Here is a 15,816-nt window from a genome sequence, read left to right as displayed (position 1 = left end):
CCGGTTTCGCCGAAACCATCCAGGGCCCCTGGCTGATGGAGCAGATGGCGAAGCAGGCCGAGCATGTCGGCACGGAGGTCCTCTATGATCTCGCCACCAAGGTTGACTTTTCCGCCCGGCCGTTCCGCGTCTGGACCGACGGCGGGCTGGAATTTGTCGCCGACGCGGTAGTCATCGCTACCGGCGCGCAGGCCCGCTGGCTCGGCCTGCCCTCCGAGCGGATCTATCAGGGTGCCGGGGTTTCCGCCTGCGCCACCTGCGATGGGTTCTTCTATCGCGGCAAGCGCGTGGCGGTGATCGGGGGCGGCAACACGGCGGTGGAAGAGGCGCTCTACCTCACCCATCACGCCAGCCATGTGACGTTGGTGCATCGCCGCGACCGCCTGCGGGCCGAGCGGATCCTGCAGGATCGGCTGTTCGCCAACGACAAAATTTCCGTGGTTTGGGACCATGAAGTGGACGAAATTCTAGGGGCTGGCACGCCCGCGGTGGTCACCGGGGTACGGCTGAAACATGTAAAGACCGGTGCTTTGCAAACATTGCCGGTCGACGGCGTGTTCGTTGCCATCGGCCATTCCCCGACCACGGCTATTTTCGCCGGCCAGGTGAGGACCGACGACGAGGGCTACATCGTCACCCGGCCCGGCACCACCGAAACCTCCATTCCTGGCGTATTCGCAGCGGGCGACGTTCAGGACAAGATCTTCCGTCAGGCCGTGACGGCCGCCGGCACCGGGTGCATGGCGGCGCTCGAGGCGGAGCGGTTCTTGAGCAACATCCCGCTTCACGTCAGCGAGGCAGCAGAATGACAGGTCAAAAGATGGATTGGGACAAGTTGCGCGTGTTCCACGCGGTGGCGGAGGCGGGCAGCTTCACCCATGCGGGGGACACGCTCAATCTCAGCCAGTCGGCGGTATCGCGGCAGATTTCCGCGCTGGAGGAGGCGCTGTCGGTGCCGCTGTTCCACCGCCACGCGCGCGGGCTGATCCTCACCGAGCAGGGCGAGGCGCTGAACCGCACCGTGCGCGAGGTGTTCGCCAAGCTGGCGATGACCGAGGCACTGCTGGCGGAGAGCAAGGAGAAGCCGGCCGGGCGGCTGAAGGTGACCACCACGCATAGTTTCGGTGTCACCTGGCTGGCGCCGCGGCTGAAACAGTTTCTCAACCAACATCCGGACGTGACCGTGTCGCTGCTGCTGGATGACAGCGAACTCGATCTCGCGATGCGCGAGGCGGATGTGGCGATCCGCATGCACCCGCCGCGTCAGCCCGACCTGGTGCAGCGCCATCTGGGCGAAATCCGCAGCCAGATCTGGGCCTCGCCGGACTATCTCAAGGCTCACGGCACGCCGCAGATTGCCGAGGATCTCGACAATCACAAGCTGATCCTGTTCGGCGACCGCAAGCCTCCGGTGCTGGATGTGAACTGGCTGGCCGAGGTCGGCCGCAAGGACGGAACGCCGCGCCGCGGGCTGATGGAGGTGAACTCGCTGCAGGCGATGCTGATCTGCATTCGTGCCGGCATCGGCATCGGCGCGGTCCCGGACTACCTAGTGCAGGACCCGGCCGGCCTGGTGGCGATCCTGCCGGACGTGAAGAAGCCGAACGTCGATATGTACTTCGTCTATCCGGAGGAGCTCCGGAACAGCAAGCGCGTGTCGGTGTTTCGTGACTTTCTCGTGAACAGCATTTCAGAACGTAACGCCCTCAAGTCGTAATTCCCAGCGATTTGGCGGATTTGCCGGCGGGGCGTTACAGGAGCGTTGCCCGGTGACGGCAACATTACCCTTTTAACACTTAAAAGAGTTTTCTTGTGGCCTATATACAACATGTCCGGTGCGAGCCGGACGTCATCCGGTCTCGAGGGATCGGATTGGGACTTTGTCCCAACGTCTCCCAGACGTGAAGCCTCCCTGTTGACTTGACCCGTCGGCCCTGAGGCTGGCGGGTTCTTTTCGTGCGGTCGGGCGCTGTACGCAGAGATTTGGAGCGGGTAGCGGGAATCGAACCCGCGCATCGAGCTTGGGAAGCTAGCAGGCTACCATTACATCATACCCGCGCTGGGCCCTGAATAGTCTGCCGGCCCGGACCGCGCAAGCGGTCCATTGCGACGTTGACCGCGCATGCGGTCCTAATAGCGGCATTGACCGCGCAGGCCGGGCGCGATAGCGGTGCCAGACCTCGTGATTTGTCCGGCCGGATTGCGGCGAGGCTGGCGTGGGTCCTGTGATGGACGGGCGCCGGGAGCAAAACAAGCGCGCTAAAGAGGCTGTGATGCTGAATGACCGGCGGTGGGCCGGGCAGGCGTCACCCTTCCCGTGGCCGGGCGTCTTGTTGAACGAAAGAGCCGCGCCATGTCCGATCCCGACCCCAAACTCCGCCCCGCGACCCAGCTGATCCATGCCGGACGCATCCGCTCCAATCTCGACGAGAATGCCGAGGCGCTCTTCCTGACCTCGGGCTTCGTCTATGAAAGCGCCGATCTGGCAGAGGCGGTGTTCGCCAACCAGGTCGAGCATTTCCAGTATTCGCGCTTCGCCAACCCGACCGTGACCATGCTCGAGCAGAAGCTGGCGGCGATCGAGGACGCGGAGGCCTGCCGCTGCACGGCGACCGGCATGGCGGCGGTGAGTGCGGCGCTGCTGTGCGGCTTGAAGGCGGGCGACCGCGTGGTGGCGGCGCGCGCGCTGTTCGGCTCGTGCCACTGGATCGTCAGCACGCTGCTGCCGCAATACGGTATCGCGACCGAATTCGTGGACGGCGCCGATCTGGACGCCTGGCGCGTAGCGTTGAGCCGTCCGGCGGCGCTGGTGCTGCTGGAGAGCCCCTCCAACCCGATGCTGGAGATCGTCGATCTGCGCGCGGTGTCCGCACTTGCACATGAAGTCGGGGCGCTGGTGGTGGTGGACAATGTGTTCGCCACCCCGTTGCTGCAAAAACCCTTCGAGCTCGGCGCCGATGTGGTGGTCTATTCCGCGACCAAGCATATGGACGGGCAGGGCCGCGTGCTGGGCGGCGCCGTGCTCGGTCGCAAGAAATGGATCGAGGAGGTGTTCCAGCCGTTCTTCCGCAACACCGGCCCGTCGCTCTCGCCGTTCAACGCCTGGATGATCCTCAAAGGGCTGGAGACGATGAGCCTGCGCGTCGCCGCGCAGTCGAAATCCGCAGAAGCAATCGCCACTTTTCTGGAAGCCTCGCCGCAGGTCGCACGCAGCCTGTACCCGACACTGGCCTCGCACCCGCAGCGCGCCCTGGCGATGGCGCAGATGAGCGGCGGCGGCACGCTCGTGACCTTCGAGCTGAAAGGCGGCAAGGCCGCCGCCTTCGCGATGATGAACGCGTTCCGTATCATCAGCATTTCTAACAATCTGGGCGACACCAAATCCCTCGCCACGCACCCGGCCACGACCACGCATATGCGCATCGGCGCCGAGGAGCGGGCGAAGCTCGGCATCACAGACGGTACCGTGCGGCTCTCGGTCGGGCTCGAGGACGTTCAGGACCTGATCGATGATCTGACCCAGGCGATGCAGAACATCAAGTAAGTGTAAGGAAGGCTACTTTTTGTGAACAAAAAGTAGCAAAAAAACTTTATGAGTCTGGGCCATGGGCTTTGTCACCGACACAGCCCATGGCCCAGCATCGTAAAAATTTTGCGCCGCTTTGGCTCGAAAAGCGGCTCCTTTCTTCTGCCGAGAAAACCGGTTGGCAGGGGCCAAGCGCCTTGTTATGCAGGCGCGAATCCCCTTGAACACGGAGCTTTGCGATGCCGGTCTCTACCACCTTCACCCGTCTGCCGCGCACCGATCTGGGCGAGCTGGTGACGGCCGCCACGGATGAGGACCCGCAGGCGTTCCAGGCTTTTCTCGCCGCCAACGGCAGCTCGGTCGCCGATTTCGACGAGAATGGCGAGATCTTTTCGGCGCTGCTGCCGATCCTTAGCGATGATTACGACATCGACCTTGAGACCAGCGAGAACGAGGTGGTGGCCGACATCGCCGAGGCGCTGGAAACGCTGGTGTTCATTCTCACCGTCGACGACCAGGAAAAATACCTCGCCAAGCTGAACCCGGAGCAATTTTCCGTGGAAGAGCTGGCCGATGCCTATGAGGATTTTACCGAGGAAGAGGATGAGGAGGCGGGCGAGCAGATGCTTGCCGCCATCGGCGCGCTGCACCAGGCGCTGGCGGAAACCGACGCCGAACATGTGGTGGTGGTGACTGTAGGCTAGAAAAGGAAAGCGGCCGCTTTTTAAAAAAGCGGCGCAAAAATTTTTGGTGATGCTGGGCTATGGGCGGTGTCGCGGACAACGCTCATAGCCCAGCATAATAAAGTTTTTTTGCTACTTTTTGTTCACAAAAAGTAGCCTTCCCTTCGCTTCGGGTCAGTGGTTGTTGCGCGCGGCTTCTTGCAGGTTCGCCGCCTGGGCGAGGATGCGGTCTTCCAGGCCATTGGCGGTGGAGGGGTCGGCCGGGGTGTCGACCCATTGGCCGTTCTGCTGCACCTGATGGAACACGCTCACCTTGATGGCGTCGGCGGTCAGTTGGTTGCTGAGGATATAGGCGTTGACCTTGAAACGCTCATCCGGCGTTGCCGGCGGCACGTACCAGTCGGTGATGATCACGCCGCCGAACGGATCGGCCGAGACCAGCGGCATGAAGGCCAGGGTGTCGAGCGTGCCGCGCCAGAGATAGGCGTTGACCTGCACTGCGCCCGCGGCGTTGCCGTTGTTATTGGTGCCGCGGCCGAAGGTGAACAGGTTGCCGCCGGTGTTGCCGCCCTCGTTCATCTGGGCGGGCACGTTCGCGGTTTCCGGATTGTAGATGGCGGTGTTGGTGGTCGGGTGGGTGCCGCAGCCGCTCAACGCCAATACGGCAACGCAACCGGCAGCGCCGGCGATCGTCTTCAAATTCCGCAAGCTCTCTCTCCAAGCCCTAAACTGCAGGCTGTTTAGCTGTCGCGCCGGCTTCCGCCAAGGGTTCGGGGCGATATCGTGACGTTTGGTTAAAAAAAGGGTGGCGGTTGCCCGCCACCCTTCTTCTGCGCCGGTCGCCCGGGATGTTTTAGGCCATTACCACTTGAAGGTGGCGCCGGTCTCGACGATCTGCATCTGCAGGTTGGTCCGCGCGGTGGCGAGGGTCGTCGGCTGATGGATCTGACCGTACATGTACTGCGCGAACAGGCTGAGGTCCTTGCCGATCACGTAGTTGACGCCGGTCGCGACGCCGTACTGCGTCTGCGTGCGGGCATAGCTGTTGCTGCCCGCCACATAGTTACCCGCGGCCTGCTGGTCGAAGAAGCTCGCGCCGAGCACATACGGACCGACCACGTAGGTGCCGTTGACGATGTAGGCGACGCCGTTACGTGCACCTTTCTGCACGAAGGTGTAGCCGTTATTGACCGCACCCCACTTGACGGAGGCGCCGAGCGTCAGGCCAGCGTAGCTGGTCTGCGCACCCGCCTGATAGACGGTCATTTCTTTAACGCCGTATGGGGCGGCGGCAGAGCCCGTCGCCTCAACGACGCCCGCTGCCGACGTGACCTCCGCCGCCGGGCCGGTATAGTTGACCGGGGCAGCGTTCAGGATGCCGAAGTTCGCCTTGGTCGCGAAGCCACCGAAATTCCTGGAATACATCACAGCGGCGTCGATCGTGTTCTTGCGCTGGGTGAGGCTCAGAGTCGACGCAGACGAGCTGATGCTGGAGCAATCGTTGAGGGTGGCCTGGGCGCAGTTGGCGGTGCCTTCCTTCAGGCCGTTCGAGCTTGGCTCGAAGCCGACGCCCATGCTGAAGCCGTCGATCGTCGGCGACAGGTAGACGATCTTGTCGGTGGCGTAGAGTTTGGAGGTGTCGGCGTAGGCGAACGTGCTCGGCACGACGGGCGACGTCTGGAGGATGCCGCCGTCGATGTTCCACTGCGAGCCGTCGCCGAAGCCTTCGAGCACGCCGGTCTGCAGCAGGGAGAAGGCGCTGTCGGTCTGGCCAAGGCGGACGAAGCCGGCCTGCTGGGTGCCGAGATAGCCGTAGGCGCGCTTGACATACATCGACGAGGTACCAGCGGAGCTGGTGGTGTTGCTGCCGACAGACTGACCCGCGTTGGACGTGGTGGTCCGCAGCTCGATCTGTGCGCCGTAGTCGATGCCGTTCAGTGACTCGGCGTCAAAGCCGGCATAGAGGCGGGCGTCGCCGTTGGTGGTGACCGGGTTAAGCTTGTTGCCAGCGACGTCGCTGTAGCTGGACCCGAGGTCGCCGATCGCGAACTGCAGATAGCCATTAAGATGCACGGCGACGGTGCCGGGCGCGGGCTGGGTGACCGGCTGGGCCTGTGCGCCACCGACGGTGACGAGCAGCGCGCCCATGGTGGCGGCAGATGCCAACAGTAACTTGCGCATTAAAAATACTCCAAGACGCCGGTCTCCCGGCCATAACAATTCAGGGCGCTTTAACCCCGTCCCGGAGCATTCCGACGGCGTGCCGAAATACCCGGGCGGGCGCTAACAACCCCGGATGCGCGAGATGCACAATGACCGAATGGCAATTTGGCGGCAATTCATGCGCGGCTGTGGCGATGTTGCCACATGTTTATGACACTGCTGTTAAATGCCTAAAAAGAGGCCTTGAAAAACACTGAGAAGTTGCCGTGCAGCATGAAATGAACCCGTCAATCCCGCGCGGCGCGTGGGCTTTAGGCGGCAGCGTGTCGGGAAGGGGGAAATAAACGCGATGTTGGCTAGGCTATCGCAAGCGCGGTTTCGCCGCCGCGCCGGCTTGCGCCAAGGGCTCGCGGCGATGCCCTGACGTTTGGTTAAAAAAAGGGTGGCGGTTGCCCGCCACCCTTCTTCTGGTCCGGTTGCCCGGGATGGTTCAGGCCATTACCACTTGAAGGTGGCGCCGGTGGAGACCACCTGCACCTGGGTGTTGCCGTCGTTGCCCAGACCGGTGTTGCCGGGCTGATGCTGGTGACCATACATGTACTGCACGAACAGGGTGAGGTCCTTGCCGACCACATAGTTCGCACCGGTGGCAACACCGTATTCGGACAGGGTGCGGGCAAAGTGCCCATCAGCTGTACTGCCCGCGACAAAGCCGCCCGCGCTCTGCTCGTCGAAGACGCTCGCGCCGACCACATACGGGCCGACCACGTAGGTGCCGTTGACGATGTAGGCGAGGCCGTTACGCGAGCCTTTAGGCACGAAGGCGTAGCCGTTTTCGACCGCGCCCCACTTGACGGCGGCGCCCAGGGTCACGCCCGCGTAGCTGCTCTGCACACCCGCCTGATAGACGGTCATTTCTTTAACGCCGAACGGGGCAGCGCTGGCGGCCGTCGTTACGCCGGTAAAGTTGACCGGGGCGGCGTTAATGATGCCGAGGTTCGCCTTGGTCGCGAAACCGCCGAGATCCCCGGAATACTGCACAGCGGCGTCGATCGTGTTCTTACGCTGGCTGAGGCTCTGAGTAACGTTTGTCGAGGAGATGTTGCTGCAAAGGTTGAGGGAGGTCTGGACGCAGTTGGCGGTGCCTTCCTTCAAGCCGTTCGAGCTCGGCTCATAGCCGGCGGCGACGCTGAAGCCGGCGATCGACGGCGACAGATAGACGACCTTGTCGGTGGCGTAGAGGGCGGACGCGTCGGCGTAGATGAACGTGCTCGGCACGACCTGGGTGGGCAGCGCGTTGATGAGGCCGCCGTCGGTGTTCCATTGCGCGCCGTCGCCGAAGCCTTCGAGCACGCCGGTCTGGAACAGCGAGAAGGCGCTGTCGGTCTGGCCGAGGCGGACATAACCAGCCTCGGATGTGCCGATATAGCCGTAAGCGCGCTTGACATAGAAGGACGAGGTGCCGGCGGTGCTGGTGGAGTTGCTGCCAACAGATTCACCCGCGTTGGACTTGGTGGTCCGCAGCTCGATCTGCGCGCCGTAGTTGATGCCGTTCAGCGTCTGGGCGTCGAAGCCGCCATAGAGGCGGGCGTCGCCATCGGTGGTGATCGGGTTCAGCTTGTTGCCGGCATGCGAGTTGAGGGTGGACCCGAAGTCGCCGATGGAAAACTGCAGGTAGCCATTGAGATGCACGGCGATGGTGCCGGGGGCGGGCTGGCTGACCGGCTGGGCTTGTGCGCCACCGACGGTGACGAGCAGCGCGCCCATGGTGGCCGCAGAGGCCAACAGTAACTTGCGCATTAAATCCTCCAAGAAGCCGGTCACCCGGCACAAAACAGTTTGTGGGCGTATCTCTCTGAGCATTTCGGCGGCGTGCCGAAAAACCCGGACGCGAGCTAAAAACCTCGGATGCGCGAGTTACGCAATGACCGAATAGCAACAATGCAGCAATTAATACGCAGTGTGGCGGTGTTGCCACATGTATATGACATTGCTGTTAAATGCCTGAAAAAACATCTCGAAAAATACTGTTAAGTTGCAGTGCAGCATGAAATGATGTGTTGTAAGTCTATTTGTCTGATGGGAATTAAAAGAAGTCATCCATCCGGGGGGACGGATCTGTAACGTTCAATTCATTGTGAGGATGAAATCGCATCGATGGCTCCAGCGCCGGCGCAGGTCGCGCCGAGGCGGTGAATGGATTTTCCGTCTATCCCTCCCAAGGCGTAGGCTTTTGCCGGCCCGATGCGGCGCGCCAGCAGGCGCCAGCGATACGCGCCAAGGGCCCCCACATCCGGGTGGCTGCGGGTCGGAAAGGCAGGAGAAATAAACACGATGTTTGCCAGACTATCGCGGGCGTGGCGCAGCTGGCGCGCATCGTGGGCCGAGGCGGTGCGCAGCGCATGGCGCGGCAGACGGGTCAGGTCCGGCGGTTGGCCGCCGCGCAAATGCAGGCCGGCGCGCAACGAGAGCGCCAGTTTCGCATCCCCGGCGATGACCAAAGTGAGACGCCGGGCGCGGCAGATCGCACTCAGCCGTCGCGCCAGCTGGGTGCGGTCCGGCACGCCGTCATGCCGGAACACCACGCCGCACAGGCCGGGCGGCAGGGTTCGCACCAATGTCAGGATGTCCATCCGCGCCGGGTCCGTGAACAGGAACAGCGGCGGCAGGTTTCCGCGCTTCACCGTCCGCGCCCAGCTGAGTAACCGTTGATCCATGCCCGACCCTAGAGGAACCAAGAAAGGGAAGGCTACTTTTTGTGAACAAAAAGTAGCAAAAAAACTTTGCTATGCTGGGCCATGGGCGCTGTCAGCGACAGCGCCCATGGCCCAGCATAGCAAAAAATTTTTGCGCCGCTTTTTTTAAAAAGCGGCTACTTTCTTCACGGCTTGAAATTACCGCGCGCCGCGGTGCAATTGAGCGATGAAATCGCTCGCTCAAACGGTCGCTGAAAACCTCGCCGGCATCCATGCCCGCATCGCCGCTTCGGCCCTTGCCGCCGGGCGCGATCCGGCTGCGGTGACGCTGATCGCGGTGTCGAAGACGCACCCGCGCGAGGCGGTGCTCGCTGCCCGCGCCGCCGGGCAGGTCCTGTTCGGCGAAAACCGCGTGCAGGAGGCGGCGCAAAAATTCCCGGTTCCGGGAGCGCTGCTGCACATCATCGGCGGGTTGCAGACCAACAAGGCGCTGGAGGCGGTGCGGCTGGCCGACAGCATCGACAGTCTCGACCGCGCGCGGCTCAGCGACGCCATCGCCGCGGCGGCGGAGAAGGAAGGCCGCTTGCCGGAGTTGCTGGTGCAGGTGAATATCGGTGACGAGCCGCAAAAAGCCGGTGTGGCGACGGCGGAGGCGGACGCGTTCATCCGCGCCGCGCGGCAGCGTTTCGGCGCGGCCCTGCGGGGCCTCATGTGCATTCCGCCCGCGGATCGGGACCCGTTATCTTTTTTCCATCATTTGACGAGTTTGGCTGACACGCACGGATTGCCGGTGCGCTCCATGGGCATGTCAGGGGATTTCGAGGCGGCGGTTGCCGCTGGGGCGACGCATGTGCGGGTCGGGTCCGCCATTTTTGGTTCCCGGCCGAACCCGGCGGGCAAGTTGCCCGGCGCCGTGACGCGCGAAGAAAAATCTGGTTTAGTGGTAAAAAGTTAATTCCCAGGTGGAAATTTTTAAGATTCTCCCTGGGCTTGGACGTCAATAACGAGTATGGCCTCGTCTGGTTTCAGCCCTCTTATGGAGAGTTTTCGGTGATCAGGTTATCGGTCCCGTTCCGGCAGGCGTTATCGCGGCTCACACTCCCGGTGATGCTGATGTTTTCGCTCGGCCTGGTGCTGATCGGCCGCGCCGACCAGAATTTCTCCGATCATCTGCAAATCGGGCTCGATGACCTGTTGGCGCCCGCCTATCAGCTTGTCGACGAACCGATCGAGGCGGTGGAGCATGGCGGTGGGATAGCCGGCCATCTGTTCGACCTCGATGCCGAAAACGCCAGGCTGCGCGCCGAGAATGCCACGCTGCTGCAATGGCAGGGCGTGGCGATGGCGCTCGAGGCGCAGAACGCCGCGCTGAAAGCGAGCCTGAATTACGTGCCGTCGCCGGCGCCGCATTTCTTCACCGGCAACGTGGTGGCCGATCTCGGCGGCGTCTATGCGCGCTCGGTGCTGGTCGAACTGCCGCGCAGCGGCGAAGGCGACGTGGTGGGCGCCGTTGCCATGGACGGGCGCGGCGTGGCCGGGCGCGTGGTGGACGCGGGCGACCGCGCGGCGCGGGTGCTGCTGATCACCGATCTGAACAGCCGTGTGCCGGTGGCGATCGGTCCGACCGGCCAACCGGCGATGATGGCCGGCACTAACGGTCCGGATCCGGCCTTGCTCTATTGGGCGCCGGGCCATCCCCCGGCCGAGGGCGCGGTGGTGCTGACCAGCGCGGTGGGCGGCGCGTTTCCGCCAGGGCTGCCGGTCGGCGTGGTGCATTATGACGGGCAGAACGACCCGGAGGTGCTGCCGCTGGCCGACCTCGCCTCGCTGCGCCTGCTGCGCCTGTTCAGCTACCCGGTCTCCCTGCCGCAGCTGACGCCAATCCCGCATGAGGCAGAAAGGGTAGCCGCGCATGCGCATGCCCGTAAGCAGAAGCACCGGAGTTGAGCGTGGCAGGGGTTAGGCGCTGATGGCGCGCGGACCCATCGCCCGGCCGACCGGCTTCTGGCGGCAGCTCGACGTCGCGGCGCGCTATACGTTTCCGGCCGCGAGCATGATGCTCGGCCTGTTTGTCATCGGCATGCCGTTCGGCTTGCCCGGCCAGGCCGAGCTGTGGCCGGTCTACTCCATCGCCTGCGTGTATTTCTGGTCGCTCTACCGCCCGGCCTCGCTGCCGGCGCCGGTGGTGGCGCTCGCCGGGGTGCTGCTGGGCCTGCTCGGTCTCTCCCCGCTCGGGCTGTGGGCGGTGCTGCTGCTGGTGCTGCAGGGCGTGGTGCTGGCGGCGCGGCGGCGGCTGGCCCAGCAGCCGTTTCTCCTCACCTGGCTGGTGTTTTGCGGCCTGGCCATGGCGTGCTCGGGGCTGGCCTGGATTCTGGAATCGCTGTTGACCCTGAAAATGCTGCCGGCGCAGCCGCTGGTGATCGAGGCACTGTTCTCGGCCGGTCTGTATCCGGCCGTGGCGGGGTTCTTCATCCGGGCCCATCGCGGCCCCGCGGCGGTGGAGTTGGCTTGATGACTTTTCGGCGGGTGCGGGCATGAAGCGCGAGACCAAGAATAAAGCTGGTTTCACCCGGCGCGCCTTGCTGATCGGCACGGCGCAGCTCGGCATTTTCGGCGCGATCGGCGTGAAACTCTATAACCTGCAGGTCTCGCAGCACGGCAAATATGCGACGATGGCGAAGGCAAACTCGATTTCCGAGCGCCTGACCGCGCCGCTGCGCGGGCTGATCACCGACCGGTTCGGGACGGTTCTGGCCGGCAACCAGCAGCATTGGCGCGCCTCCTTCATGCAGGCGCTGGCGCCGGACCCGCAGGCGGTGCTCGCGAATTTCGAGCGGCTCGTGCCGCTGACCGATGAGGAGAAGACGCGCATCCAGGCCGATCTCGCCGACCGGCCCGGCTATATCCCGGTGGTGCTGAAGGATTACCTGGACTGGCCGGATATGGCGGCGCTCGAGGTCAACACACCCGACCTGCCGGGGGTGATCGTCGAGGTCGGGTCCTCGCGCTTCTATCCGCTCGGCCCGGCTTTGGCGCATGGGGTCGGCTATGTGGCGCGGCCGAACCAGCAGGAAGCCAAGAACGACCCGGTGCTGGCGTTGCCGGGCATGCGCATCGGCCGTAGCGGCGTCGAGCTGGCGCAGGACCAGGTTCTGCGCGGTGCGCCGGGCTTCGTGCAGACCGAGACCAACGTGCATGGCCAGGTCGTGCGCGTGGTGGACCGTGACAACGGCACGCCCGGGCAGACGGTAACACTGTCGCTCGATGCCGGAATGCAGACTCTGGCGATGCAGCGGTTCGGCACCAATACTGGCGCCGCCGTGGTGCTGGATGCGACCAACGGCGAAATTCTCGCGATGGCGAGCACGCCGTCCTTCGACCCCAGCCTGTTCGACAAGGGCGTGCCGGACGATGTCTGGAAACAATGGATGAGCGACCCGGAGCATCCGCTGCAGAACAAGGCGACCTCGGGCCTGTTCGCCCCGGGTTCGACCTTCAAGCCGACCGTGGCGTTGGCGGCGCTGAAGACCGGCGCCCTGACCGCCGACACCATATTGGACTGCCCGGGGTTCCTGAAGGTCGGCGACCATGTCTTCTGGTGCGACAATCATATCGCGCACGGCAGGATCCCCGTGACCACCGCGCTGCAGCAGAGCTGCGACGTGTTCTTCTATCAGGTGGCGATGCGTACCGGCATCGACGCGATCGGAGCGATGGCGACCCAGCTCGGCCTTGGGACCGTTCTGGACACCGACCTGCCCGACGTCGCCACCGGCCTGGTGCCGACCCATGAATGGGCGAAATCGCGGAACATTCACTGGGTCGAGGGGGACACGGTGGTGCAGGGCATCGGCCAGGGCTACACCGCGCTGACCCCGATCTCGATGGCGACGGCGGTGGCCCGCATCGCCACCGGCCGCGCCGTCAGCCCGTATATCACCCGGCGCCTCAACGGCGAACCGCAGCCCGGCATGGATCGTGCCGACTGGGAGATGCTCGACGTCGATCCGGAGCATCTCGCGGTGGTGCGGCAGGGGATGTTCGAGGTGGTGAACACCCCTTCCGGCACCGCCTATACCGCACGGCTCACGTTGCCGGGCATGCAAATGGCCGGCAAAACCGGCACCGCGCAGGTGCATGACAATACCGCCGCCGAGCGGGTGCGCAATTTCAACGATAACAGCATGGCCTGGGCGCAACGGCCGAACGCGCTGTTCATCGCCTTCGCGCCGGTTGACAATCCGCGCTACGCCGCCGCGGTGGTGGTCGAGCATGGGCTCTGGGGCGGGACGGCGGCGGCGCCGATCGCCCGCGACCTGCTCACCTATGCGCTGACCAGGGATCCGGCCGGGCGCGATACGCCGATCGGGACGCAGGTTTCCGACGCGGCGGTGCCGTCATGAACACGTTCACCGGGCCCCTGCGCCGGCCCTTCCATGACCGCTCCTTCGGGCTGGTGCGGAAGCTTCTGGCGATCAACTGGCTGTTCGTGCTGTGCGTCTGCCTGCTCGCCGGTGTCGGCTATGCCGCGCTGTACTCCGCCGCCGGCGGCGCGCCCGAGCCCTATGCCAACGGCCAGATCTACCGGTTCTTCGGGGCTCTGGTGATGATGTTGGTGATCGCGATGGTCGATATAAGGGTGATCGCGAAGGTCTCCTGGGTCGCCTATGCGTTCGGCATCCTGCTGCTGCTGATGGTGATGAAATTCGGCCATGTCGGCCTGGGCGCGAAACGCTGGATGACGATCGGCGGCATGGAAATCCAGCCGAGCGAGCTGATGAAGCTGTTTCTGGCCATGGCGATCGCCTCCTATTTTCAGCGCGCCAGCTACGAGCGTGTCGGCAACGTGCTGTTTCTGATCCCCGCGGTGTTCGTGATCCTGCTGCCGGTGGGGCTGATCCTGAAGGAGCCGAATCTCGGCACCGCCGTCATCACCGGGCTGATCGGCTGCACGGTGATGCTGGGGGCCGGGGTGCGCTGGTGGAAATTCGCGCTGATCCTGGTGGTGATCGCTGCCGCGGCGCCGGTGCTGTATCACCATCTGCACGACTACCAGCGGGCGCGGATCATCACCTTTCTCAACCCCGGCTCCGATCCGCTGGGGGCTGGCTATAACATCATCCAGTCGAAGATCGCGCTGGGTTCCGGCGGCCTCACCGGCCAGGGCTATCTGCACGGCACGCAGAACCAGCTGAACTTCCTGCCGGAGAAGCAGACGGATTTCGTGTTCACCATCATCGCCGAGGAGTTCGGCTTTGTGGGCTCGGTTGCGGTGCTGGCGCTGCTGTTTTCGATCGTCGCCATCGCGCTCTACACCGCCGTCAGCTGCTCGCATCAATACGGACGGCTGGTGGCGCTCGGCATCGCCGCGAACTTCTTTCTCTACTGTTTCGTGAACCTGTCGATGGTGATGGGGCTGATCCCGGTGGGCGGCGTGCCGCTGCCGCTGATCTCCTATGGCGGCTCGGCGCTGACCGCGGTGATGCTGGGCTTTGGCGTGCTGATGTCGGTGCACGTGCATCGCGACGTGGAATTCGCCACCAGGGATCTTTGACGCCGGTGAATCTTCTGGTCTTTGATTCCGGGATCGGCGGGCTGGGCGTGGTGCGGGAAATCCGGCAGCTGCAGCCGGAGGCGGGGATCACTTACCTCGCGGACAACGCGTTCTTTCCCTACGGCGAGAAGCCGGACGCCGAATTGCTGAAGCATATTCTGCGCCTGATCGGCGCGGCGATCGATATTTTGGTCCCTGATGCGGTGGTGGTGGCTTGCAATACCGCCAGCACGATCGCGCTGGCCGGCTTGCGCGCAGCTTACGCCGTTCCCTTCATCGGCTGCGTGCCCCCGGTCAAACCCGCAGCGGTGGTGAGCCGGAGCAAAAACATCGGCGTGCTGGCGACGGCGGCGACGGTGCGGCGCGCTTACCTCGCCGATCTCGTGCAAAAATATGCAGCGGACTGCACGGTGCATACGCTGGGCACGCCAACCCTGGCCGAACTGGCGGAGCAAAAATTCGCAGGCGAGGCGGTGGACCCATCGGCTTTCGTGGCGCCGCTCTTCGCGCGGCCGGGGGGCGCAGACATAGATGCGGTCGCGTTGGGCTGCACCCATTACACGTTTCTGGTCCCGGAATTTTCGCGCCTGTACCCGAATATCGCCTGGTTCGACCCGGCTTTGCCGGTGGCGCGGCAGACCCTGGCCGTGACGGAGAAACTACCTGCAACGCCACGGCGGCCGGACGCGGCCTGGTTCACCGGCGCATCACCGGTTTCGGAGGCGATGCGCGAACGCCTCGCCGGTTTCGGGTTCAGCGAAGTCCGGAACGGAAGGGAAGGCTACTTTTTGTGAACAAAAAGTAGCAAAAAAACTTTTTTATGCTGGGTCATGGGCGTTGTCGGCGACAAAGTCCATGGCCCAGCATAAAAGAAGTTTTTGCGCCGCTTTTTTCAAAAGCGGCTGCTTTCTTCGCTCAGCGTCTTCACATCGAGGATACAAACGTGGCCTCTCATCTTTTGGGCATTGATCTCGGCGCCGGCAGCCTGAAGGCGACGATCATCAGCGCGACCGGCGTGGTGGAGGGCGAGGCGAGCCACCCGGTTACCAGCTACGTGCCGCAATTCGGCTGGTCGGAGCAGGACCCGGCTGAATGGTATGCGGCACTCTGCGCTGCCGTGCCCCAGGCGCTGGCGGCGGCGGGGCTGACCGGGCGCGACATCACCGGCATGGGTATTTCAGCGGGCGCGCATAT

15 protein-coding genes and 1 tRNA gene are annotated in these 15,816 nt (G+C 63.9%); 11 read left to right on the top strand and 5 right to left on the bottom strand.

The features are described from left to right. Together VGG47_RS11410 and VGG47_RS11405 are read left to right on the top strand one after the other, a co-directional pair. Positions 1-809 (top strand): NAD(P)/FAD-dependent oxidoreductase (locus VGG47_RS11410; protein WP_331538588.1); only part of this gene is annotated, 809 nt, incomplete at its 5' end. Positions 810-820: 11 nt separating this feature from the next. Next, entirely contained in the window at positions 821-1,717 is an 897-nt protein-coding gene (locus VGG47_RS11405; protein WP_331538590.1) for a LysR family transcriptional regulator, read from the top strand. A 267-nt stretch (positions 1,718-1,984) separates the two neighbouring features. Here VGG47_RS11405 and VGG47_RS11400 read toward each other — a convergent pair. Then, a tRNA-Gly gene (locus tag VGG47_RS11400) sits at positions 1,985-2,058 on the bottom strand. Between the two features lie 295 nt (positions 2,059-2,353). Between VGG47_RS11400 and metZ the strand changes: the two genes are divergently transcribed. Next, entirely contained in the window at positions 2,354-3,544 is a 1,191-nt protein-coding gene (gene metZ / locus VGG47_RS11395; protein ID WP_331538586.1) for an O-succinylhomoserine sulfhydrylase, read from the top strand. A 221-nt stretch (positions 3,545-3,765) separates the two neighbouring features. Next, complete coding sequence (locus tag VGG47_RS11390; protein ID WP_331538584.1) at positions 3,766-4,230, top strand: hypothetical protein; 465 nt, start codon at positions 3,766-3,768, stop codon at positions 4,228-4,230. 153 nt (positions 4,231-4,383) lie between these two features. Here the strand turns inward: VGG47_RS11390 and VGG47_RS11385 are convergent, their stop codons facing one another. The 4 genes from VGG47_RS11385 to VGG47_RS11370 all read right to left on the bottom strand — a co-directional run bounded on the left by VGG47_RS11385 (position 4,384) and on the right by VGG47_RS11370 (position 9,089). Further along, positions 4,384-4,917 (bottom strand): DUF3576 domain-containing protein, encoded by a 534-nt coding sequence (locus tag VGG47_RS11385; protein ID WP_331538582.1) that lies wholly within the window; start codon positions 4,915-4,917, stop codon positions 4,384-4,386. Positions 4,918-5,070: 153 nt separating this feature from the next. Beyond that, on the bottom strand, positions 5,071-6,390 hold the full coding sequence (locus tag VGG47_RS11380) for a porin (RefSeq protein ID WP_331538580.1): 1,320 nt from the start codon (positions 6,388-6,390) through the stop codon (positions 5,071-5,073). Positions 6,391-6,870: 480 nt separating this feature from the next. Next, positions 6,871-8,172, bottom strand: a complete 1,302-nt coding sequence (locus tag VGG47_RS11375) for a porin (RefSeq protein WP_331538578.1) — start codon at positions 8,170-8,172, stop codon at positions 6,871-6,873. Between the two features lie 332 nt (positions 8,173-8,504). Continuing rightward, entirely contained in the window at positions 8,505-9,089 is a 585-nt protein-coding gene (locus tag VGG47_RS11370; RefSeq protein WP_331538576.1) for a thiamine phosphate synthase, read from the bottom strand. 205 nt (positions 9,090-9,294) lie between these two features. Here VGG47_RS11370 and VGG47_RS11365 point away from each other — a divergent pair, with 205 nt between their 5' ends. The 7 genes from VGG47_RS11365 to VGG47_RS11335 form a co-directional block, all read left to right on the top strand. Beyond that, positions 9,295-10,023 (top strand): YggS family pyridoxal phosphate-dependent enzyme, encoded by a 729-nt coding sequence (locus VGG47_RS11365; protein WP_331538574.1) that lies wholly within the window; start codon positions 9,295-9,297, stop codon positions 10,021-10,023. Between the two features lie 95 nt (positions 10,024-10,118). Next, on the top strand, positions 10,119-11,015 hold the full coding sequence (gene mreC / locus VGG47_RS11360) for a rod shape-determining protein MreC (RefSeq protein WP_331538572.1): 897 nt from the start codon (positions 10,119-10,121) through the stop codon (positions 11,013-11,015). A 22-nt stretch (positions 11,016-11,037) separates the two neighbouring features. Next, a complete protein-coding gene (locus VGG47_RS11355) occupies positions 11,038-11,580 on the top strand; it encodes a rod shape-determining protein MreD (RefSeq protein ID WP_331538570.1) in 543 nt (180 codons plus the stop codon). Positions 11,581-11,602: 22 nt separating this feature from the next. Continuing rightward, on the top strand, positions 11,603-13,471 hold the full coding sequence (mrdA, locus tag VGG47_RS11350) for a penicillin-binding protein 2 (RefSeq protein WP_331538568.1): 1,869 nt from the start codon (positions 11,603-11,605) through the stop codon (positions 13,469-13,471). Further along, complete coding sequence (gene rodA, locus VGG47_RS11345) at positions 13,468-14,622, top strand: rod shape-determining protein RodA (protein WP_331538566.1); 1,155 nt, start codon at positions 13,468-13,470, stop codon at positions 14,620-14,622. The genes mrdA and rodA overlap by 4 nt, the downstream gene beginning before the upstream one ends. A 5-nt stretch (positions 14,623-14,627) precedes the next feature. Continuing rightward, entirely contained in the window at positions 14,628-15,416 is a 789-nt protein-coding gene (murI, locus tag VGG47_RS11340) for a glutamate racemase (RefSeq protein ID WP_331538564.1), read from the top strand. 149 nt (positions 15,417-15,565) lie between these two features. Continuing rightward, the coding region (locus VGG47_RS11335) for an FGGY family carbohydrate kinase (protein ID WP_331538562.1) at positions 15,566-15,816 on the top strand (251 nt) is incomplete at its 3' end.

Origin of the sequence: Acidocella sp., assembly GCF_036489515.1 — a bacterium.
Taxonomy (GTDB): domain Bacteria; phylum Pseudomonadota; class Alphaproteobacteria; order Acetobacterales; family Acetobacteraceae; genus Acidocella.
This window is presented reverse-complemented; position numbering and strand designations above follow the sequence as displayed.